At 43.2% G+C, this 23,179-nt stretch carries 18 protein-coding genes and 1 riboswitch; of the genes, 10 read left to right on the top strand and 8 right to left on the bottom strand.

Going from position 1 to position 23,179, the window contains the following annotated elements; all coding sequences use genetic code 11:
- Positions 1 to 262 precede the first annotated feature (262 nt).
- Positions 263 to 2,365 carry a polyribonucleotide nucleotidyltransferase gene (gene pnp / locus ACTXGF_RS26800; protein WP_443533133.1) on the top strand — a complete coding sequence of 701 codons (2,103 nt, stop codon included), beginning with the start codon at positions 263 to 265 and terminating at the stop codon, positions 2,363 to 2,365.
- A gap of 119 nt (positions 2,366 to 2,484) precedes the next feature.
- Here the strand turns inward: pnp and ACTXGF_RS26795 are convergent, their stop codons facing one another.
- The 4 genes from ACTXGF_RS26795 to ACTXGF_RS26780 all read right to left on the bottom strand — a co-directional run bounded on the left by ACTXGF_RS26795 (position 2,485) and on the right by ACTXGF_RS26780 (position 6,227).
- On the bottom strand, positions 2,485 to 3,048 hold the full coding sequence (locus tag ACTXGF_RS26795; protein WP_443533135.1) for a hypothetical protein: 564 nt from the start codon (positions 3,046 to 3,048) through the stop codon (positions 2,485 to 2,487).
- Positions 3,049 to 3,082: 34 nt separating this feature from the next.
- Complete coding sequence (locus ACTXGF_RS26790; RefSeq protein ID WP_443533136.1) at positions 3,083 to 3,631, bottom strand: hypothetical protein; 549 nt, start codon at positions 3,629 to 3,631, stop codon at positions 3,083 to 3,085.
- 142 nt (positions 3,632 to 3,773) lie between these two features.
- Entirely contained in the window at positions 3,774 to 4,031 is a 258-nt protein-coding gene (locus ACTXGF_RS26785; RefSeq protein ID WP_335731559.1) for a YheV family putative zinc ribbon protein, read from the bottom strand.
- Positions 4,032 to 6,227, bottom strand: a complete 2,196-nt coding sequence (locus ACTXGF_RS26780) for a M3 family metallopeptidase (RefSeq protein ID WP_443533139.1) — start codon at positions 6,225 to 6,227, stop codon at positions 4,032 to 4,034.
- A 502-nt stretch (positions 6,228 to 6,729) separates the two neighbouring features.
- On the opposite strand from ACTXGF_RS26780, the gene ACTXGF_RS26775 reads away from it, so the two are divergent.
- From ACTXGF_RS26775 to ACTXGF_RS26760, 4 genes are all read left to right on the top strand, one after another.
- Positions 6,730 to 7,842, top strand: a complete 1,113-nt coding sequence (locus ACTXGF_RS26775; protein WP_443533141.1) for an AOC03_06830 family ribosome hibernation factor — start codon at positions 6,730 to 6,732, stop codon at positions 7,840 to 7,842.
- A gap of 208 nt (positions 7,843 to 8,050) precedes the next feature.
- Positions 8,051 to 8,806 carry an endonuclease/exonuclease/phosphatase family protein gene (locus ACTXGF_RS26770; protein ID WP_414559554.1) on the top strand — a complete coding sequence of 252 codons (756 nt, stop codon included), beginning with the start codon at positions 8,051 to 8,053 and terminating at the stop codon, positions 8,804 to 8,806.
- A gap of 186 nt (positions 8,807 to 8,992) precedes the next feature.
- Positions 8,993 to 10,024 (top strand): NADP-dependent oxidoreductase, encoded by a 1,032-nt coding sequence (locus tag ACTXGF_RS26765; protein WP_443533143.1) that lies wholly within the window; start codon positions 8,993 to 8,995, stop codon positions 10,022 to 10,024.
- A gap of 195 nt (positions 10,025 to 10,219) precedes the next feature.
- Complete coding sequence (locus ACTXGF_RS26760) at positions 10,220 to 11,092, top strand: EcsC family protein (RefSeq protein ID WP_443533144.1); 873 nt, start codon at positions 10,220 to 10,222, stop codon at positions 11,090 to 11,092.
- A 32-nt stretch (positions 11,093 to 11,124) separates the two neighbouring features.
- On the opposite strand, the gene ACTXGF_RS26755 is transcribed toward ACTXGF_RS26760, so the two are convergent.
- The 3 genes from ACTXGF_RS26755 to ACTXGF_RS26745 all read right to left on the bottom strand — a co-directional run bounded on the left by ACTXGF_RS26755 (position 11,125) and on the right by ACTXGF_RS26745 (position 14,647).
- Complete coding sequence (locus ACTXGF_RS26755) at positions 11,125 to 11,742, bottom strand: alpha-ketoglutarate-dependent dioxygenase AlkB family protein (protein WP_443533146.1); 618 nt, start codon at positions 11,740 to 11,742, stop codon at positions 11,125 to 11,127.
- Between the two features lie 20 nt (positions 11,743 to 11,762).
- Positions 11,763 to 12,653: an alpha/beta fold hydrolase gene (locus ACTXGF_RS26750; RefSeq protein ID WP_443533148.1), complete on the bottom strand. Its 891-nt coding sequence runs from the start codon at positions 12,651 to 12,653 to the stop codon at positions 11,763 to 11,765.
- A 77-nt stretch (positions 12,654 to 12,730) separates the two neighbouring features.
- Positions 12,731 to 14,647, bottom strand: a complete 1,917-nt coding sequence (locus tag ACTXGF_RS26745) for an ABC transporter ATP-binding protein (protein WP_443533149.1) — start codon at positions 14,645 to 14,647, stop codon at positions 12,731 to 12,733.
- Positions 14,648 to 15,016: 369 nt separating this feature from the next.
- Here ACTXGF_RS26745 and ACTXGF_RS26740 point away from each other — a divergent pair, with 369 nt between their 5' ends.
- Entirely contained in the window at positions 15,017 to 15,865 is an 849-nt protein-coding gene (locus tag ACTXGF_RS26740; RefSeq protein ID WP_443533151.1) for an EamA/RhaT family transporter, read from the top strand.
- A gap of 176 nt (positions 15,866 to 16,041) precedes the next feature.
- The gene (locus ACTXGF_RS26735) at positions 16,042 to 16,932 is read left to right on the top strand and encodes a fructose bisphosphate aldolase (RefSeq protein WP_443533152.1); all 891 of its coding nucleotides are present in this window, start codon (positions 16,042 to 16,044) and stop codon (positions 16,930 to 16,932) included.
- Positions 16,933 to 17,056: 124 nt separating this feature from the next.
- Here ACTXGF_RS26735 and thiC read toward each other — a convergent pair whose 3' ends face one another.
- Positions 17,057 to 19,171, bottom strand: a complete 2,115-nt coding sequence (thiC, locus tag ACTXGF_RS26730) for a phosphomethylpyrimidine synthase ThiC (protein ID WP_443533154.1) — start codon at positions 19,169 to 19,171, stop codon at positions 17,057 to 17,059.
- Positions 19,172 to 19,419: 248 nt separating this feature from the next.
- Positions 19,420 to 19,564: riboswitch (TPP riboswitch) on the bottom strand.
- Positions 19,565 to 19,878: 314 nt separating this feature from the next.
- Here thiC and pstS point away from each other — a divergent pair.
- The 3 genes from pstS (at position 19,879) to pstA (ending at position 23,175) form a co-directional block, all read left to right on the top strand.
- Positions 19,879 to 21,045 (top strand): phosphate ABC transporter substrate-binding protein PstS, encoded by a 1,167-nt coding sequence (gene pstS / locus ACTXGF_RS26725; RefSeq protein ID WP_101211185.1) that lies wholly within the window; start codon positions 19,879 to 19,881, stop codon positions 21,043 to 21,045.
- A 209-nt stretch (positions 21,046 to 21,254) separates the two neighbouring features.
- Entirely contained in the window at positions 21,255 to 22,208 is a 954-nt protein-coding gene (gene pstC, locus ACTXGF_RS26720) for a phosphate ABC transporter permease subunit PstC (protein WP_191114511.1), read from the top strand.
- A 61-nt stretch (positions 22,209 to 22,269) separates the two neighbouring features.
- Positions 22,270 to 23,175, top strand: a complete 906-nt coding sequence (gene pstA, locus ACTXGF_RS26715; protein WP_101204644.1) for a phosphate ABC transporter permease PstA — start codon at positions 22,270 to 22,272, stop codon at positions 23,173 to 23,175.
- Positions 23,176 to 23,179: the final 4 nt, after the last annotated feature.

The following is a 23,179-nucleotide window of genomic DNA, read 5'->3' as shown; positions in this document are numbered from 1 at the left end:
TTAGCATCGAAGTCTTTTGACTTAATGTCTTTTTGATAGTATTTATAGTAAAGCCAAAATTGCACGACCGAATATACATAATAGTACGATGTCTAACTCAGACAAATATATGAGACAACCAAGTAACGTTATTGGCATTGGTTGCGATGATTTCTAATAGAAAACATGTCAACTGATAGCCATATACACAGAATTTTAATGACAGATATCAGCCTTTTTTAACGCTGATATCAGTTTTGTCAGTCAACATTAGGAAGATTATATGACAATGTTCAACACCATTAAGCGTGAATTTCAGTATGGCAACCAGCAGGTTGTTATCGAGACAGGCCGTATTGCCCGTCAAGCAAACTCTATTTTAGTACACATGGGCGGCGTAACCGTATTAGTTGCAGCAGTCGTAAAATCAGAAGCTAAAGAAGGTCAAAACTTCTTTCCGCTAACGGTTAATTATCAAGAAAAAATGTATGCAGCGGGTAAAATTCCAGGTGCTTACGGCAAACGTGAAGGCCGTGCAAGCGAATTTGAAACGTTGACTTCACGCTTGATTGACCGTCCGATTCGTCCGCTATTCCCAGAAGGCTACGTAAACGAAATCCAAATCACCGCTACAGTTGTATCATCAGATAAAACTCAGTCTGCAGATATCGCTGCACTAATCGGTGCTTCAGCAGCATTGGCTATTTCTGATGCACCATTTAATGGTCCTGTTGCGGCCGCTCGTGTTGGTTTCATTAACGGCGAATACGTTCTAAACCCAACGTCTGAGCAGCTTGAAACTAGTGATCTAGATTTGGTTGTGGCTGGTACTAAGTCTGCAGTATTGATGGTTGAGTCTGAAGCGGCAGAGCTGTCAGAAGACCAGATGTTAGGTGCAGTATTGTACGGCCATCAGCAACAACAAATTGTTATTGATAACATTGCTTCGATGGCTGAAGAGATCGGTACTGCTAAGCAGCAATATTCTGCTCCTGAGCGTGATCAAGCACTTACCAGTAGCATGAGAGAGCAGTTCGGCGAGCAAGTTGCTGATGCTTATACCATTACTGATAAGCAAGCACGTTACACTAAGCTTGATGAGATTAAGCAATCAATTATTGATGCACTTGCTGGTGATACTGAGTCAGAAACTTATGCTGATACCGTATCTGAGCTTAAAGAAATCTATAACGACCTTAAATATCGTACCGTTCGTGACAACATTTTGTCAGGTAAGCCGCGTATCGATGGTCGTGACCCTGAGACAGTTCGTGCGCTTGACGTACAAGTTGGTGTATTGCCATATACGCATGGTTCAGCATTGTTCACACGTGGTGAGACGCAGGCATTGGTTACTACCACACTTGGTAACAGCCGTGATGTCAACATGATTGACTCACTAGGTGGCACGATTCGTGACCATTTCATGCTGCATTATAACTTCCCGCATTTCTCAGTTGGTGAAACGGGCCGTGAAGGTATTCCAAAACGTCGTGAAATCGGCCATGGTCGTCTAGCGCGCCGCGGTGTACAAGCAATGTTGCCAGATAGTGAGCGTTTCCCGTATGTGATTCGTGTGGTATCAGAAATCACTGAATCTAACGGTTCATCTTCTATGGCTTCTGTGTGTGGTGCAAGCTTGGCATTGATGGACGCAGGCGTACCGTTAAAAGCACCAGTTGCTGGTATCGCGATGGGTCTGGTTAAAGAAGGCGATCGTTTTGCTGTATTGTCAGACATCTTGGGTGATGAAGATCATCTAGGCGATATGGACTTTAAAGTAGCCGGTTCTAAAAATGGTATCACTGCACTTCAGATGGATATCAAAATCGAAGGTATTACACCTGACATCATGGAGCAAGCGCTTAAACAAGCCCATGCTGGTCGTATCCATATCCTAGAAGCAATGAACCAAGTATTGCCTGAAAGCCGTACTGAAATCAATGCTCATGCACCAAACTACGCGGTTATCGAAATCAACCCAGACAAGATTCGCGACGTTATCGGTAAAGGCGGCGCAACTATCCGTCAGCTAACGGAAGAAACTGGCGCGGTTATCGATATTGATGACGCAGGTACTATCCGTATCTTTGGTGAAAACAAAGCAGCGACTAAAGCGGCTATCGGTAAAATCGAAGCACTAACTGCTGAAGTTGAAGTTGGTAAAACTTATGAAGGTACCGTTGCTCGTATCGTTGACTTCGGTGCATTTGTAAATGTCTTGCCAAATACGGATGGCCTAGTACATATTTCACAAATCGCAGAAGAGCGCGTAGAGAATGTATCAGACTATCTAAAAGAAGGTCAGGTCGTTAAAGTACTCGTACAAGACGTTGACAACCGTGGTCGTATCAAACTAACTATGAAAGGTGTTGAGCAGAACTAATACTCAATATCTGATGTGGTTTAAGTAATAAAAAACCACCTTGAAGTGCTCGTTATGAGTATTCAAGGCGGTTTTTTTATGTGCTCAAAAAGACGATGACTGGCTAGCTAAAAGGCCATTTATAACTCAATGTTTTTAGGCAGATGTATATCGATACGAAGTTTTGGTAGGTCTTGTAAGTACTCAGTTAGTAATGGCAAAGTAACAGCATGCCAGTCTAAAGGCAGGGTATCTACTGTATTGCTTTTATTGGATACGATATCACGTGGTCTGCTTGAGATAAGTGGCCGCGCAAGTAATGCAACTCTGCGTATGCCTTGGTAACGTATAAGCGGCATTATTTGCTGTTGCAAATCAATCAAGGCAGCAGTCAGCCAACGTGTGCGCGCTGGATGATAAGGATGGTTTGATATCACAAGGTTGGCAATATAGTTTGGCTGGTTACCGTTACTACTGATACCAAGTCCGACCTGCTCACGTGTACGCTTATTAATTAAGCAGCTACCAACATTCAGACTACCATCGCGACACGCACGATGATAGCGACTATAATTATCAGCAAATAGAGTTTTCGCTCGTGTGAGTACAGGATCTAAAACGACACCAGCATTGTTAACAGGTAAAATAAGCAACTGTGCATTGCTATTTAAAATAGAGGCATGTGTGAATTGCAAAATCGCCATCGTAAGCCTCTCTATAACCAAATCAAGTATACGGTTATTGAACCGTCGCTTTATTAGAGTCGTTTGCTTCTAATTGAGCAATTTGTTGTTCAAGCAGTGCAATTTGTTCGGCCTTCATATCAGTCAATTGCTTATTCATAGCCACTTGTTCAGCGGCTAATTTTTCTTGTTCGGCCAGTCGCTGACGTTCATCTTCTAAACGATCAATCTCTTCTTTCGCCAAGCTATCATTTTCTGGTAGAGGCGCATCTAATATAGCAGTAGGATTTGGTATCGCGTTATTGTCATTATTGGCTGCTTCAGAGTTTTCATCCATGAGTACACCATCGTTAATGACAGAGTCATCTGTTGTCTCAGGTATATTGTCTGTTGTTGACTCTGTCGGTGTTTGCTCAGTTGTTGGTACTGAAGTAGCAGTATTAGCAGGTAAAGTAGATTCTGTGTCAGACTTACCTAAAATTAAATAGCCGATGGCAATAATCAGCAGTACTAAAATAAATACTGTCCAAATTTTCCGGCGTGTTTTAGTCGCTTTTTTCTTGGAAGCGTGAGTGGGTAAAGGACGAATGTTTTCTCGTTTCATATTATGATCGATTCATGTCAAGAATATAAGTAGCCATACTATAGCAAACTCAAAATAAAAAGCCTATCTATTGATAGATAGGCTTAATAGACCATTAAATAATAAAGGACTTAATCTGTTTTTAGATATGAAAACTAAATAATTAAGGCTTGAATTTTACAGTGCCGCTGGTGCCAGTCGCCATCGCATCACGAGCTATCTGATCTTCTAAATGGTTCTTGGCGCTAATGGCATCAGGATCAGGGCGGTGCTCTGTGTGTCCGCACTGAGTACATTCAATATACTCATCTGGGGCAGGAGTCACGATATTAACTTGCACCACAGCGTCCATCTCCTGACATTTCGGACAACGTACCCCTGCTAAAAATCGGCGCTTAGGACTAGAAGACTGATAACGCATTTAAATGACCTCGCGAGTCGTTTGAGTGTTTGCGGCATCGATACTTTTAACATCAGTGAAACCATTATGGCGTAACAAGGCGTCGATACTGGCGCTACGACCGCGGAAGTTTTCAAAGTTGGTCTTGGCTGGGAAACTGCCGCCAACAGATAAGATAGATTCACGGAACGCTTTGCCTGTCGCTGGGTTGAAAATCCCGTCTTCTTCAAACTTGCTAAACGCATCCGCTGATAGCAGTTCCGCCCATTTATATGAGTAATAACCTGCAGCATAACCACCCGCGAAGATATGACTAAAACCATTAGCAAAGCGGTTATAGTCAGGTGTTTGCATAACGGAGATATCATTACGGACAGTATTGAGCGTCTCTAAAATGCCATCGTAACTCAGTGCTGGCGTATGAGCGTGAATGAGTAAGTCAAATAGGGCAAACTCAATCTGACGCAGCGTTTGCATGCCGCTTTGGAAATTTTTCACTGCTAATAATGCATCGAGCTTGTCTTTAGGTAATGGCTCACCAGTCTCAACGTGGCTGCTGATAAGGGCGATACCTTCAGCGTCCCAAGCCCAGTTTTCCATAAACTGACTAGGAAGCTCGACCGCATCCCACTCGACGCCATTGACACCAGCGACATCACCGACCGTCACTTGGGTTAATAAATGATGTAAGCCGTGACCAAACTCGTGGAATAAGGTTAATACTTCATCATGGGTCAATAAACTAGGTTTGCCATCAAGTGCTGGCGTAAAATTACCAACCATAAAGCAAACGGGCAGTTGCTGATGGTTTTGTTCTTCATAGCTATAGCGAGATTGGAAACCACTCATCCATGCACCGCCACGCTTACCACTACGTGCAAACAAGTCAAAGTAGAAGCCACCAAGCAAGCGATCATCAGCATCGAATAATTGATAAAAACTCACATCGTCATGCCAGCGAGATACTGAATCACTTTCTACATTTTTATGGCTTTGCGCTTGTACTTTAATACCGTATAGACGCTCAACGATAGTAAACAAGCCGTTAATTACTTTAGGTAATGGGAAATATGGACGAATTTCCTCTTGCGATAAGCTGAACTCACTTTGTTTTACTTTTTCAGCGATGTAAGCGCTATCCCACGGTTGCAACTCGTCAATGCCATAATCACTAGCGTATTTCTGTAGCTGTGCCAAATCTACTTTGGCAGCAGGGGTTGCTTGCGTTCCTAAGTCACGTAAGAATGTCTCTACTTCTAAGACACTGTCTGCCATCTTAGTCGATAGGGATACTTCAGCATAATTTGCAAAACCAAGTAGCTTGGCTTTTTGCTCACGTAATGAGAGGATTTGACTCATATTGTCAGCGTTATTTAATGAGTTGCCTTTTACATTGGTATGTTTATCAAACTCCGAGGCACGCGTAACATAAGCACGATACAGCGTCTCACGTAGGCTACGATCGTCCGCATGAGTCATGATCGCTAGATATACAGGAATATTTAAACTGGCCACATAGTACGGAGTAGGAAGCGCATCTATATCTGTTTGACTTAGAGTGCCATTAGCAAGCTCACGCGCTTTGTATTGTTCGCCTGCATCTGCCAATAATGCCAAACCGCTCTCTGTTAAACCTTTTAATTGAGAGTCTTCTAAAGGCAGGGCAAATGCTTGCGTCGCATCCAAGATATTGTCCGAGAAAGTTGCAGACAGGGTTGATAACTCACTTTGGATAGCGGCAAACTTTTCTTGCTCAGCTTGAGGTAACGCAACGCCTGATAACTCAAAGCTACGTAATGCCAGTTCGATTGCACGTCCACGAGCAGGCTCTAACGTAGCAAAAAAATCTGTGTCATTGACGATAGCTTGATAGCGATTAAACAAAGGCTGATGCTGTCCAACCCGCGTACCGTAAGCAGATAGCTTTGGTAGCAGCTCATGGTGAACATGACGAATCTCATCGTTACTCATCACACTATTGAGATGCGACAAAATACCCCAGCTACGATCTAATGCCAAATTGATATGGTCAAAGCTCATCACATCTGCTAAAGCTTGTTCAGCGCTTATTTTTTCAGCACTGTCGCTTTCTATCACAGTTAAAGTATCTAAAAAAGCATTGGCAGCATCAATAGCGTCAATCACTTGGTTCTGTAACGTATGTGGCGCAGTGTCGGTAAAATCGACAAGGCGTAAATCTAAAGGAGAAGATGTCATATAGGTATCCGGTATCAATGAATTATTACTAATAAAAATGAGAATGAGAATGAGATAAGTCTGGCTACTATTGAAATATACAGTATGTTCTTATTTTATATATAGATTATATAAAAGATGGGTTCGTTTGATAAAAATACAACCTAAGTATTTTTATACGATTCAAGTAATTGGGACAGCGCTAGCAAACTGAAAGTAAATGTCGAGATTCTAGTACTTAGATTCAACATCTCAAGATAATTATCTGAATACGTAGTTATGCTCGCTAAGTCAGTTCTTTAACAATATAGAGTGCTCTACTTACAAAGCGCTATCATTTGCTTGCAAATTAACCCTACAGGGAGTGGGGTATAGCTGTTAGCATCAAGATAATGGAATTTAAATATTATGCATCAATGAGATGCAAGAAAAACACGGATAGAAATTTCTACGCTTATAACAGTATATGAGTGAAGAAATGTATAAAGTTGAAAATGAACGATAATAAAACAAGGAGCAATATATGAAAGCGACTCTTAAAAATTTACGTGAAACTAAAGCTAACCCTGCAGTAAGTATCTTTGTTAAAACGCATCGTGAACATCCAGCTAACGAGCAAGATCCTATCGCTCTAAAAAACCAATTGAAGGTTGCCGAAGATCGTCTGACGAAAGAGTTCGATAAACGCACAGCGACCACTATTCTAGATAATATTCAAAATAAAATCAGTGAGCTCAATCACAATTATAATCTCGATACATTAGCTATATTTGCTAGTACAGATGATGTGCAAGTCATCCGTATGCCAATTGATACAACAGAACGCGTTGTGATTTCAGATAGATTTGCTACGCGTGACTTGGTTCGTGATATGGCAAGTGCGGTTCATTATTATACGGTGGTCTTAACCCGTGACAATGCTCGTTTGATTGAAGCCTCTAATGACCGCGTTGTGAGAGAATTCGATAAAGATGATGATGCACAGAACAACATGGAGAACATTCAGTTCCCTGTCGAAAACAACGGACTATACACAACAGGTGACGGTGGCTCAGATCGTTCATCAAACAACGAAAGCAGTCACTTAAAAGAATTCTTTAACCAAGTTGATAAAAGTGTCCAAGAACTATGGGGCGAGCATAAAATGCCTCTTGTCATAGTTGGTGATGCAAAAAATATTGGCTACTATAAAGAAGTCTGTGATCGTCCAGACAACATCATCGCTACAGTATCGAATGCGACCAATTTAGAAGATGGTAGCGCTCAACATATTGTAGATAGTGTGCAAGAAGCTGTAGAAGAGTATCGTACCTCACTGCACAAAGCTGCGTTGGGTGAAATAGATAAAGCTCGCGGTGCGAATATGTTGCAGACGGATTTACAGGAAGTATATCGCAGTGCCTTCCAAGGGGTTGGCGAGACACTTTACGTACGCCGTGGTTATATACAGTCCGCTAAGATTGATGAGAAAGCACAAACGTTAAGCCCTGCCAATGATGCGACTACGGAAGGCATCACAGATGATGCAATCGGTGAAATCATCGAACACGTCATTCATAATGGCGGCGAAGCTGTATTTATGCCACAAGACATCATGGGTGAAGATCAACCAATAGCGTTAGTAACTCGATACTAATCTGACGATGACACCTATACGCGATGTTCATTTACGATTCAGCCATTTATGAATTAGCCATTAATAATACATAGGTGTAATATGAGAGCATTGGTTCAATACGAGCCAGTGCTCTTTTTATGTCTGTCATTACCATCACTATGGGTGCTATCGTAGCTGAGCTATTGATCTTTACTCCATAAATAATGAGCGTACAACTAACCAAACTATGACTACCACCTCTTTTGTTTTAACCAGCTACAACATCCACAAAGGCATGTCACCGCTGAATCGCCAAGTGAAGATGCAAGGTATTGCTCAGGCGCTAGAGTCTGTGGGTTCAGACGTCTTGTGTTTGCAAGAAGTGCAAGGCCAAAACCTTAAACGCAATATGCAATACAACGAGTACCCAGATCAATCGCAGCATGAATGGTTCGGCGAGTTTTTAGATCTGCAAAACAGTTACGGCAAAAACTCCGAGTACGAAAACGGCCATCACGGCAATGCAGTATTGAGCCGCTTTCCGCTAGACCCCAAACACAATGTAAATATTACGGTCAACAAGCTTGAGCAGCGCGGTGTCTTGCACTGTGAGGTACAGCCTATCGGTTGGGAGATGCCAGTTGTCGTATTGTGTGCACATTTGAACTTGTTTGAGCGTGATCGTATCAAGCAGTATCAAGCGATTAGTGATTATGTGCGAAATGAGATTGCGCCAGAGCAGCCACTTATCTTGGCAGGCGATTTTAACGACTGGAAAAAGATGTCTTGTGACAAACTGGCGTCAGATCTCGGTATGATAGAAGCGTTCAAGCATTGTCATGGCAAGCTGTTGCCAACCTTTCCCGCAAAACTGCCAGTACTCAGCTTGGATCGTATCTACGTGCGCAATTTGCTTGTGAAGGATGCTTGGGTACACACTGGAAAACCTTGGTCATCGCTATCAGATCACCTGCCCATTAGTGCAGAACTGATGCTGCCTTAATACCTAACTATAATAATTCGTCTAAATGTATTATATTGGCAATCTATCAATATATGAACAATTGTTTTTATCGATCATATTATTGATTAACCATGTTCTCGATTGAAAGTGCTATTTGCAGCATAACGTTTCAATAAAATGAAGACCAAGTACAGCCTAATAAACAAAATATAAGGATATTCTACGATGGCAACAGCGTCTACTACTGATAATAATCAACAAGCTAACCACAACATACCTAAGACTCAGCACGCCGTACTCATACACGAGTTCGGTGAGCCTGAAGTAATGAAATATCAAGATGGTGCTGATGTCCCTGAGCTACAGGACGACCAAGTACTGGTAAAAATTGCCTATGCTGGAATTAACCCTGTCGATTATAAAACTCGCCAAGGTAAAGGCTGGGGTGCGGAAAACATTCGCAAAGACAAGTTTGAGAATGATCAGCCAGCTATTTTAGGATTCGATGTATCAGGCGAAGTAGTCATCAGTAATAGCGATGAGTTTGCTATCGGCGATAGAGTAGCGGCCTTGACTTTTACCGGTGGCGGCTATGCGCAATATGTGGCAGTAGATGCCAAGTTGCTTGCAAAAGTACCAGACAATGTCACTTTAGAGCAGGCAGGTGCTTTGCCTTGTATCGGACAAACGGCGCTACAGTTTGTAGATTTTGCTGATATAAAAACAGAAGAGCATGTGGTGATTAATGCACCAGCAGGCGGTGTCGGTCATTTATTAATCCAATTGCTCATGAATAAGGTGGCGCAAGATAACATCAAGGTAACGGTAATTTGCTCGCCAGAAAAGTACGCCAAGCTTGATGAGTTGATAGACGTATCTAAGCTGGCGGGTTGGATAGATTATACCAAAGATGAAGCGTTTCCTGACCTACAAGCCGACGTGCTACTTGATTTAGTCGGTAATGACGCAGGTGTCCGTGCGCTTAGCGTGCTCAAGTCAGGCGCTCGAGTGAATGTATTGCCAACTATCTGGGTTGATAAGCTCAAAGAAGCCGGTCAGCAAAAAGACTTAGCAGTAGCAGGCTATAAAGCGCAGCGTAGTGGTCAAGATATGGCGCATGTTTTACAGGAAGTGGCCGATGGTAAGCTGACTTTAAAGATTCAAAAAACCTATCCACTCTCAGAAGTTGTTGCAGCGCACCATGAGCTACAAAAAGGCGATGCTTTTGGCAAGATTGTCTTGGCCGCTGCTGAGTGAATGTCAAGACTGCCTAAGTATTAGATAGTGTTTGATAGGATTTATTAGTAAGGGGGTGTCTGTTGAAACCCAGTAAACTTAACTGATTACTTAACAAATCATACAAAAGTTTTATTTTGGACAACAGAACGTCCCTGTAGTCTTCGCTTATTTATCATAGGATAGAAAGCGAACAATACTAATAAAGGGAATAATATGACTATCAACAATAAGACTAACAATAATAAGACCAGCAATGAAAAAATAGATGACCACATTGCTTATGAAGCAAAAGTTCGTGCAGAGATAGAAGCATGGAAGAACCCTGATAAAGGAATTTTGGATAAAACGCTAGCAGTGCTTAATACCCCTGTGGTAGCCGCTGGTGATGCATTGATGGAAGCTCCACAATTTGGCGATTCTCTAAAAAAAGCAACTGAGGAAACGATTAGTGCTTTGAGTGATGCAGCCAACTGGACATTGGACACTCAAGACGTTATCGATAGCTATCAAGAGGCAGCAGATATTAACGACGCCTCTATCAAAACGCTAGCTGACGTTAAAAGTCTACCCATTGCTGCTGTAGATAAACAAGTTAAGCTTTTCAAAAGCAAATATGTAGCGCTAACCAGTGCGCAAGGGGTGACTACAGGGATTGTAGGTTGGGCAGGTATCCCTGCTGATGTCGTTGGGCTTATTACAGCCAATCTACGTGCGATTGGAGAATATGCAACGTACTATGGCTTTGATATCAATAATGAAAGCGAACAACTATTTGCGATGTCTTTGTTGGCTGTAGCAACTTCTGCCTCTGTTGAGGAACGTAAAGCAGCGTTAGATGACACTCATGCGATGATTAAAGATCCAGAAACTCAAGCATTCAATCAGATTAATGAAGAAGTTATGTCTCGTGTACTGCGTCAGACAGCGACTAAAGTAGCCGCTAACATCGTTAAGACAAAAGCGGCGCAAATCATTCCAGCGGTGGGCGCAGTAGTCGCAGGTAGTGTCAATGCTAGCTACACTGCCAATGTGTGTGAAGCTGCTTACCAGTGCTACCGTGAGCGTTTTTTAGATCGTCTCGCATAAGAGTTAGATGACTCGTTAAGTCAGCGATAGTATCAAGATGTAAGCATATGCCGAAACGTTAGACTGATTCGTCCAGTATCGACCGTCTTTGTCTTAGTAATCGTATGCTTCCAAAAGGTTTGTGTATCACCATGCATCACAACGAGCTGACCAGACTCAAGATAAAGTTCAACTTTGTCTTGAGTTTTTTTATGCTTAAAAACAAATTTACGTGTGGCACCAAGCGATAAGGAGGCGATGACTGGTTGATGACCGAGCTCTTTTTCGTCATCAGCGTGATAGCCCATACCATTAGTGCCAGAAGGATAGTAATTAAGCAGGCAGGTGTTGAAGTTAGCGATGACACTACTCTCTGCTAAAGCTTGTTCGATTTTCTGTTTCACGTGAAACACTATATCTGTCCACGGAACAGTTTGTCGCACATGTCCTGAATATTGATAGTCTGCATCTGTATCTCCCATCCAGACAATTTTTCGAGTGGTTATGTGGGTCTTACCAAATAACGTCACGATGTCTGGCTGCCAAGGTAGCTCATTTAGTAGAGTGTTATAAAGGGCAGTGGCATCGTCGATAATTACGCCTAGATCATTCACCTTACCATCATAGGGTAGTAAGTTATCCGTGGGTGCAGGGGCAAAGAGGTCAGTCATAATTCAGTCGTTGTAAATCCTTATTTACTTCTTTGGTAGTGCTCGTTGATGATTTGAGCACATAATTCAGGCGCTTCCATTGGCAATAGATGACCATAATCTGACAGCGAAATAAGACTGCTATCTGGGACAAATTTTTGCCATTGCTTTCGTACTCTGTCATTGATGAACAGGGTAGGCTTGCCTGTAATTAAGGTGTAGGGACAGTGTAGTTTTTTGAGTGCGGCATCGATATGAGGAGCGCCAAAATAATTGGCTAGCTCTTGTTCTGGTGCAAACATAAGCGTATAGCTACCATCTGCATTCTTGCTCAAGCTTTGTTCAGCAAACACTTGCAAGTGCTCGTCACTGATACGCTTATAAGCACGCTGCGCACGTAGGCTCTCGTAATAACTACAGGTACTTGGCCAAGTAGATTGCTTGGTTAACGTGCTTTTGAAAGGCTCGCGGCTCAATAGGAAAGAGCGTGGCAAAAGGTTATATAAGGTAGCTTGGTGTTTGGTAAATGTGACAGGCTCGATCAGGTACAACTGCGAAAACAGCTCTGGACGTTTGGCAGCTGCCATTGCTGTGGCTGTTGCGCCTTGCGAATGACCAATACCTACGACAGGCTTGTCTTGTGTCTTTTCTAAAAACTCAATCAGCATATCAGCATCTTGCTCGCGCGTAAGGCGTTGGCTTTGCGGCTTGTCATACCAATAGCCCCGTAGGGCAAGTGAGCTAATATCAAATTCAGTGGCTAGCTTACTTAATAGCGGTGTATAAGTGCCAACGGTAAAACTATTTCCACTATAAAAATGTGCTGCCGCGCGGGGAGTAGAGCTTGAATCTAGCGGCTGATTAAACTGGCTAAGGTCATAGTAGCGTGCCTGTTTTCCGCCAAGATTAATGCGGTTTGTGAATGCTTCCATAAAATAAACACTTCCTTGTGACTTATTTTGAGTGATTTTTTTGCAGTTTGTCTTCTTATGATTGCTCTTAATGAATCTTAGTTATCTTCACCTAAGAAGCCACCACTTTGACGTTGCCACAGTCGAGCGTAGACACCGTTTAATGCTAATAGTTCATCATGACTACCTTGCTCAATGATGCGGCCTTGATGCATAACGACCAGTCTATCCAGTGCCGCAATAGTAGACAGCCGATGGGCGATAGCAATAACGGTCTTGCCGGTCATGATGTCATTTAAGCTTTCGGTAATGGCATATTCAATCTCAGAATCTAGCGCACTGGTCGCTTCATCTAAAAGTAAAATCGGCGCATTTTTTAGCATAACACGTGAGATAGCGATACGCTGACGTTGACCGCCAGATAGTTTGACTCCGCGTTCACCTACTTGGGTATCGAGACCTGTATTGCCTTTATCATCGTACAGATCTTTGATGAAATCCCATGCCTGAGCTTGTTTGGCAGCGATCATAATCTCTTCGTCAGTAGCGTCAGGACGACCATAGGCAATGTTTTCACGCACGGTACGATGTAGCAATGACGTGTCTTGAGTCACCATACCAATCTGTTGACGCAACGATTCTTGCGTAACGGCATCAATAGCCTGACCATCAATTAGAATCTTACCGCTATCGACATCAAAGAAGCGCAGTAGCAAATTGACCAAGGTCGATTTACCAGCACCTGAACGCCCAACCAAACCAATCTTTTCACCCGGCTTAATATCTAAGTGGAAGTTGTCCAACAGTTTGATATATGAGTTAGGAGCGCGCTTAGCGATGCTAGTACCATCGACAGGCTCGCTAGTTTGACCATTGTCTTCTTCGTCATTTTCATAACTGAAGTCAACATGGTCGAACACGATACGTCCGTCCGTGACGGCTAGCGCTGGTGCGTCAGGTTTATCAATAATCGTCTGCGGTGCTGACAACGTACGCATACCATCTTGAACTGTACCGATACTCTCAAACAAACTGGCTGTCTGCCACATAATCCAACGCGTCAAACCATTTAGACGTAATGCCATAGCTGTCGCAGCAGCAATGGCACCAACACCAACTGCGCCTTGTTGCCACAAGTACAATCCAATACCTGCAGTACTACTGACCAAGATCACGCTGATAAGATGTGTCGATACTTCCAAATAGCTGACCCAGCGCATTTGTGCATGAACCGTACCTAGAAATTGCCCCATGGCGTTTTTAGCATAGCCAAGCTCACGACGAGAGTGGCTAAATAGCTTTACGGTCATGATATTGGCATAAGCATCAGTGATTCGCCCTGTCATCAAGGCACGAGCATCTGCTTGGACAATGGCTGTCTCCTTGAGCTTAGGGATAAAGTACCAAATGGTAATGGCAACCAAAATCAGCCAAATAATAAAAGGAATAAGTAGTAAGCTGTCTAAATTAAACAAAATCACCCCTGAGGTGATAAAGTAGACAGAGACATACATAAACATATCGGTGACAGTCATCACGGTATCGCGTACTGCTAGGGCTGTCTGCATTACCTTAGCTGAGACACGTCCCGAAAATTCATCCTGATAGAACTGCATGGACTGCCCAAGCATGCGCTGATGAAAACGCCAGCGCATCTGCATGGGAAACACACCTTGCAAGGTCTGAAAGTGGATAAACGATGACAAGGCAATCCACAATGGGCTTACTATCATGACAGCGAGCATGATGAGCAACATGTCGCCTTTTTCTACCCATAAGTTTTGTGGTGTATAAACGCCCAACCAATCGACGATATTACCTATCCAAGCAAACAGCATGGCCTCGTAGATACCGATACCAGCAGACAAAATCATAAAGATTAGTAGCCAGCCGCGTAGGCCATTGGTACATGCCCACAAAAACTTCAGCATGCCATCGCGAGGTGATGGCAATGGCATAGGGGTGTCTGGAAAGGCGGGTAGGCGGTTTTCAAAAAAGCGAAATAAAGCATTCATAGGCAGTAATAAAACATCAATAGCAGTACGTCAAGATGAACGAGAGGACTCGTTATCTAGAATCTTTACTTTTGTGATTGGGATTAGGTGCTATTTTAGCAAAATTACTAATCATACCTGCATGCTAATTGTAATTTGCTTAAGAATAGCTATGTTTTGAGAGCTTCAGTTATAACTATAATAAATAGATTGCTGTAGAAAACATATTTTGTTACATTTCATATCCACACTTATTTATAGTTTAAATATTGCTTTTATAAGCATGATTTTATTGCAAAAATCAGCTGATTAGCGGGCATTCTATTTAATGGTTTTTATAAATAGACGAACAGTAATAACTCAACATTGAAGTTCAAAAGGTAGCAGTGAATGATGTATTTAATAATAGCGGTGCTATGTAGCGTCGCCGTCTCCGTACTTTTGAAGATATTGCGCCAGAAAAATATAGATATTCGTCAGACCATCGTGGCAGGCTATCCTGTGGCTTTTTTACTGACTTGGGTGTTACTAAAACCTGATATAGGGGCCATACATGCGCTTGATAGCGCTTGGGGCATCATCATTGCGCTTGGAGTACTATTACCTGCTGTATTTATCATTCTCGGAAGAGCTATTGAAGCGGTGGGGATGGTAGCAACCGACGCGTCTCAGCGCTTATCACTTATCATTCCTATCGTAGCGGCTTTCTTGCTATTCGGTGAGGTGCTGACTGGTACACGTATACTTGGATTGGCGTTAGGTTTTCTTGCATTAGGTGCGCTTGTCTATAGACCACAGCATAACGATATTACTCGGCAAGCAAAGCATACGCCACTGTGGTTATTCGGGGTATGGGCAGGCTACGGCATTATTGATATTTTGTTCAAACAAGTTGCCAAACAAGGGGCAGCTTTTCCGCTGACTCTATTGGTTAGCTTCGGGGTAGCAGGTGTATTGCTTTTAATCTATTTACTTGTCACACGGGTACGTTGGCAAAAACAAGCACTTATGACGGGCTTGCTGCTCGGCGCATTAAACATGGGCAATATCTACGCCTATGTGCGGGCACACCAAGTGCTGCATGATTCTCCTAGCATCGTCTTTACTGGTATGAATGTCGGTGTTATTGCCGTAGCGACATTGATTGGCGTAGGTGTATTTAAAGAGCAGCTGAACCGTATCAACATAATAGGATTAGTATTGGCAGTCTGCTGTGTAGGGGTGCTATTTTTGGCGTAAAGCGCACTGTCCAAAAGTATTGGTTTCATGATTTTTTAGCTATATTGTCACGTATCCTATATAGGCATATAAATCATCCTATGATAAGGTTATCTACAAATAACACGGCTTGTATGGAATAAAAAAGCTTAGTTTATGATACTTAACTTAACCAATAAAAATAGGATGCAGGCTCAATGGAATACGATAAGCAATTACAGCGTATAAAAAATAGTTCGGGTTTTATTGCTGCGCTTGATCAAAGTGGTGGCAGCACACCAAAAGCGTTAGAGACTTATGGTGTCAGCAGCGATGCTTATGATAATGATGAGGCCATGTTTGATTTGGTTCATGAAATGCGTGCTCGTATTATGACGTGTGACTGTTTTGATAGCGAGCGTGTACTTGGTGCAATTTTATTTGAAGATACCATGGAGCGCGAAGTCAATGGTAAGTCGACGGCTAATTACCTATGGGAAGATAAAAATATCGTACCATTTTTAAAGGTAGATAAAGGTCTGGCTGAGCAAATGAACGGTGTACAAGTCATGAAGCCGATTCCGAATCTAGATCTATTATTAGATAAAGCAAAGAACTATCCCGTATTCGGTACTAAAATGCGCTCAGTCATCTATGAGCCAAATGCCGATGGTATTGAGCTTGTGGTACAACAGCAGTTTGATGTGGCTAAGCAAATTATTTCAAAAGGTCTGATGCCTATCGTCGAGCCAGAAGTCAATATTGATAGCACTCAAAAGCATGAGTGCGAGTTACTGTTGAAGGCAGATATCCTGCGCAATCTGGAACGCTTGAATGATGAACATCAAGTAATGCTTAAGCTGACCCTGCCAGAAGAGGCGGGGGTTTATCAGGAGCTGATTGACCATCCTAAAGTGCTCAAAGTAGTGGCGTTATCTGGTGGTTATAGTCGTAGCGATGCTTGTGCCAAGCTCAAACAAAACCCAGGTATGATTGCGAGCTTCTCGCGTGCCTTTACTGAAGGCTTGAGTAAGCAACAAAGTGATAGCGAGTTTGCTGAAACCATTAATGCCTCAATTGAAGAGATTTATCAGGCGTCGAAAATTTAAATGTAGTAAATAAAAATTCGCACATAAATCATGAGTAAATAAGTCAAAAAAAGCCCTACTAGATAAGTGTGCAAATACTTAAATAGTAGGGCTTTCCTTATTTCAAAAGTATAGGTTATTAACCCTACACCTCTTTATATAACTGGCGTCCTTCGTTGTTATATTTTTTAGTCATTTCAGCCATGCCTTGGCGAATTTCCTCAGCAGTGGCTTCACCAACTTGTCCGACAAGCTCTGTATCTACCTCTTTGATTAGGTGACCAGCATCGGTTAAGTCGCCTGTTTGCGGCGTTATTTTTTGGTTAGCGGTATCTTTATCCAGTCCTGCTGCATATTCACGCACGTTTTGAGTGATTTTCATTGAACAAAACTTAGGGCCACACATGGAACAAAAGTGTGCCGATTTGTGTGCGTCTTTTGGCAATGTCTCATCATGATATTCGCGTGCCGTATCAGGATCGAGCGCTAGATTGAACTGATCATCCCAGCGGAATTCAAAACGTGCTTTAGATAGCGCATTGTCACGTGCCTGTGCTCCTGGATGACCTTTAGCAAGGTCAGCAGCGTGTGCAGCGATTTTATAAGTAATAATGCCGTCTTTGACGTCTTTTTTGTTTGGTAGACCCAAGTGTTCTTTTGGCGTGACATAGCACAGCATCGCTGTACCAAACCATCCAATCATTGCAGCTCCGATGGCACTAGTGATATGGTCATAGCCTGGAGCGATGTCTGTCGTTAATGGCCCTAAAGTATAGAAAGGCGCGTCAGCACATAGCTCAAGCTGCAAGTCCATGTTTTCTTTGATGCGGTTCATCGCGACGTGTCCAGGGCCTTCGATCATCACCTGTACATCGTGTTCCCATGCGACTTTGGTCAATTCACCAAGCGTACGTAGCTCACCAAACTGCGCTTCATCATTGGCATCTTGCAAGCAACCAGGACGTAGGCCATCACCTAGACTAAATGCGACATCGTACTGTTTCATAATCTCGCAGATGTCTTCGAAATGCGTGTATAAAAAGCTTTCTTTGTGATGGGCTAGACACCACTGCGCCATAATAGAGCCGCCGCGTGAGACGATACCTGTCAGACGTTTTGCGGTGAGCGGTACATAGCGTAATAGTACGCCGGCGTGAATAGTAAAGTAATCGACGCCTTGCTCTGCTTGCTCGATCAACGTATCACGGAATATTTCCCACGTCAGATCTTCAGCGACGCCATCGACTTTTTCTAATGCTTGATAAATCGGTACGGTACCAATCGGCACAGGAGAGTTACGGATTAGCCATTCACGGGTTTCATGAATATGATTACCCGTTGATAGATCCATAATGGTATCCGCACCCCAACGTGTGGCCCACGTCATTTTGGACACTTCTTCATCGATAGACGAACCCAGCGCTGAGTTACCGATATTAGCATTAATTTTCACCAAGAAATTGCGCCCGATGATCATCGGCTCAGATTCAGGGTGGTTGATATTGTTTGGAATAATTGCACGTCCAGCCGCCACTTCATCACGAACAAACTCAGGAGTAATGATTTGAGGCGTATTAGCACCGAAGCTCTCGCCATCGTGTTGACGCATATCGGTCAGTTCATGTTGCTTCTGCGTTTCGCGTATGGCGATATATTCCATCTCAGGAGTGATGATGCCACGGCGTGCGTAGTACATTTGCGTGACGTTCTGTCCCGCTTTGGCGCGACGCGGTTTATCGATATGAGCAAATCTAAGGTTAGCAGTGCTGATATCGCGGGCACGTGCTTGTCCGTATGAGCTGGATAGGCCGCTTAATTGCTCGGTATCACCGCGTTCTGCGATCCAGTTCTCACGCAATTTTGGCAATCCACGTGTGAGGTCGATATCGACATTAGGGTCGGTATATACACCTGAGGTGTCATACACATAAAACGGCGGATTATGCTCACCGTCTTTATCTCCAGTACCGCCAACAGGCGTATCAGCCAAGCTGATTTCACGCATCGGCACTTGGATGTCAGGTCTTGAGCCTTCGATATAGACTTTTCTTGAGGCGGGTAAAATACGGTGTAAGTCGCGCGCATCTTCTTCGAAACGGGCATCACTTGCGGCACGGTGAGCAGGGGTTTTTAACGCATCTGCTTTTTTATCTGCTTTGACGTTGGTCGTGTCAACAGCATTTGAAGCAAGCGTTGAGTTGTCGGCTGGATTATGCGTTTGGGCTTTCGGTGCAATTGAGGTGGTGTCTGCAGTAGTCATATGCTGTCCTAGCGTGTTGGTTTTTGAATAAAATCAACACCGCCAGTATCTGCGGGGGTAGGCATCCATTATTTAGACAAGTTTATAACCTGAACCCACAACTTCGACCAAAAAGTATCGTCGCGCATGGTGGTCATCAAATATTGGACGCAAATTTATATCCTCTCTTCTTATCTGGCTATGCATCACGCATATTAAGACAGTAGTGACGATAAAAATGTATTTCTACGCGCCCTTTGTCATAAATAACAAAGTGCTTAAGACTTCCCTGCGTCGGTACTAACCGCATCAGGTTCGGCGGGTGATCTCTCAGCGAATGTATCAAGGCGACTACTTTAATAAAGCAAGTTTAATAAAGTGAGCCAAAAATACACCGCACCCCGAGTCTGTCAGTGTTGTAAATCAGCCTTCATACTAACAAAATTCTGTACCAACGGCTAATAGTATTTGGATACAAATATCCTGTGCCACACATACTATTCAATATTTTCGTGAATAATTTTTTGAGTGTTGATAGATGAGGATGCTTAGTACTATTAGGCTGTAGGCAAATCGCTGTTGGGCTGTAGACAAATTATTCAAATATTATGTAAAGCGAATGAAGGATTCTAGAAGTTGTCATTAAACTGTCATAAAGATTTGGCAAGATAACACGCATATCACAAGCAATGCTTTTTTATACCGTTGTTAAACTTCAGGAGTCCTACATGCGTTATTCGTTATTAGCAGTGGCCGTCAGTTGTACATTAATGCTTACGGCGTGTAATAAGTCAACAGATACGGCGGAGCCAACTGCTGATACTAGCAGTAGCGCTGTGACAACAGCTGAAACAACCTCTCAGACAGCATCTTCTGCTACGTCAGATTTTAAATCTGCTGAAAATATCGCTATGAATATTACAGGTGCAGGTGCGTCGTTCCCGCAGCCTATCTATGCGAAATGGTCATATGACTACAATGCTGCGACTGGTGGCCAAGTCAACTATCAGTCGATTGGTTCATCTGGTGGTATCAAACAAATTCAGTCAAAAACAGTAGACTTTGGTGCTTCTGATGCACCGATGACGCCTGAAGAGTTAGATGAAGCAGGTTTGATTCAGTTCCCAACCGTGATTGGCGGCGTTGTGCCAATCGTCAACATCGACGGTGTTGAGCCTGGTGCACTGAAGCTAGACGGCACAACGTTGGCTGATATCTATTTGGGTAAGATTAGCAACTGGAATGACCCTGCGATTAAGGCGATGAACCCAGATTTGACCTTGCCAGATGCCGCAATTACAACAGTATTCCGCTCAGATGGTTCAGGTACGACGTTTAACTTTACTGACTATCTTGCCAAGGTTTCACCAGACTGGAAAGACACCGTTGGTGTTGATAAAACCGTCAAATGGCCGACTTCTGCTACTGGTGCAGGCGGTAAAGGTAACGAAGGCGTTTCAAGCTACGTAAACCGCATGAAAAACTCTATCGGTTATGTTGAGTATGCTTACGCTAAGCAGAATAAGATGTCACATACTGCGCTGAAAAATGCAGCTGGTAACATCGTACAGCCATCTGCTGAAACGTTTGCTGCGGCAGGTGATATCGACTGGTCACAACAAGAAGGCTTTTATAAAGTCATCACCAACTCTGAAACTGACCAAGCATGGCCTATCGCTGCTGCGACCTTTATCTTGGTACATAAGCAACCAGAAAATCCTCAGCAAGTCGCTGGCGTGTTGAACTTCTTTGACTGGGCTTATACCCAAGGTGATGACAGCGCCATGGAACTAGACTACGTACCATTCTCTGATACGGCAGTAGCCTTGTTCAAAGAGAAGTGGAACGAAGTAAAAGGTAGCGATGGACAGCCTGTCTACAAGCCAGCTCAGTAATTTGTTTCTGCTAAATACGATTTAGCAACCGACAAGTTATCCTCTCGAATAACTATTCTCCGGTAGTTATTTGAGGGGTTTTAACACAGCAAATTTGATGAATACATCTCGATAAATATGCTTACACATCCCATTTAAGTTTGTTGTGTTAAAACCTGAGATACATCTTTTTAATATTTCGATTCATCCCATTCAATGCTGAGACACTTATGACAGACTTAAGGTCCCAACTGGCTAAACAAAAACGTTACGACGCTTTATTTGTTAACTCTACCAAAGCGTTTGCCATACTCGTCCTCCTATCTTTAGGGGGCATTTTGGTGTCTCTAATTGTTGGAGCATGGCCGAGTATTCAAGAGTTTGGTTTGGGGTTTTATACCAGCAATAACTGGGATACAGTCGCCAATGAATACGGGGCATTAGCGCCTATTTACGGCACCTTAGTCACGTCATTTATCGCTATTATTATCGCGGTTCCAGTCAGTTTCGGTATTGCGATATTTTTAACCGAGATGTGCCCTAAGTTCCTAAAAAAACCACTTGGTATCGCTATTGAGTTGTTGGCTGGTATCCCATCTATCATTTATGGCATGTGGGGATTGTTCGTATTTGCACCATTCTTTGGTGATCACATTCAGCCATGGTTCATTGAGCACGTCGGCCCTTTACCTATTATCGGTAAGCTGTTTGCAGGTGCACCTATGGGACTGGGTATGTTTACCGCCTCCCTAGTACTTGCCATTATGATCATACCGTTCATCGCCGCTACCATGCGTGATGTTTTCTCTGTCGTACCAGACTTACTGAAAGAGTCAGCATATGGCATGGGCGCGACGACTTGGGAAGTCATGTTCAAGATTATCCTGCCTTATACCAAAGCTGGTGTCGTTGGTGGCGTAATCTTGGGTCTTGGTCGTGCATTGGGTGAGACGATGGCAGTTACTTTCTTGATTGGTAATGCTTTCAATATCAGTCCAAGCCTATTCACTTCTGGCGTGACGATTACTTCGGCCTTGGCCAATGAGTTTGCTGAAGCGTCTAGTGAGCTACATCTTGCGTCTCTACTACATCTAGGCTTAATCTTATTTGTCATCACCTTCATTGTGCTGTCTTTAGCGAAACTGATGCTTATGCGCATGGATCACAAAGCAGGTAACCGATAAGTCTGTTACCGATTTATTGAACCTTGATAGATATTGATAAAAGATATGGGAAATAAATATTATGCCTGCTAACAATGCGATCAATGCACCACTACCTACTAAGCCAAACGGCGCTACTCGCTACAATCAAAGCCTGTATAACAAGCGTCGTTTGACCAACAAGTTAGGTCTAGGCTTTGCCATGTCAGCGATGATTTTTGGCTTGTTTTGGTTGTCATGGATTTTGGTGACTTTGTTTGTTGAAGGCTTCCAAGGTATGGTGCAGCTACCAATCTTTACCGCTGATACGCCGCCACCGATGAGTGCAGGCGGTTTACGTAATGCTATCGTTGGTTCGGTCATGTTGGCGTTTTCAGGATTGTTTATCGGTGCACCTATTGGCCTTATGACAGGTATTTACTTATCTGAGTTTTCTAAAGGCAGTATGCTGGGCAAGGTCACTCGCTTTTTAAATGATATTCTATTGTCAGCGCCATCGATTGTCATCGGTCTATTTATCTATGCACTGATGGTAAAAGGTCAAAGTTTCTCTGGTTGGGCAGGCGCGTTGGCATTGGCATTGATTGTTATTCCAGTGGTCGTACGTACGACAGAAAACATGCTGAATCTGGTACCTAATAGTCTACGCGAAGCAGCCTATGCGCTAGGGACCCCTAAATGGAAACTGGTCACTCAGGTTACTGTAAAAGCTGCGCGAGCAGGACTGACCACAGGTGTGCTATTGGCTTTTGCTCGAATCACCGGTGAGACAGCGCCGTTACTATTTACCGCACTTAACAATCAATACTTCAGTACAGATATGGGTCAGCCTATTGCTAACTTACCCAATACCATTTACCAGTTTGCGATGAGTCCTTATGACAACTGGCATACATTGGCTTGGGCGGCAGCACTACTTATCACCGCGTCTGTCCTAGTGTTGAATATTTTGGCAAGATTTATCGGTGGTAGAGGTCAGCCCAAATAAAGGC

Source organism: Psychrobacter sp. 1Y6 (assembly GCF_052258385.2).
Taxonomy (GTDB): domain Bacteria; phylum Pseudomonadota; class Gammaproteobacteria; order Pseudomonadales; family Moraxellaceae; genus Psychrobacter.
The sequence above is the reverse complement of the archived record's forward strand: the minus strand, read 5'-3'. Positions and strand labels throughout refer to the sequence as shown.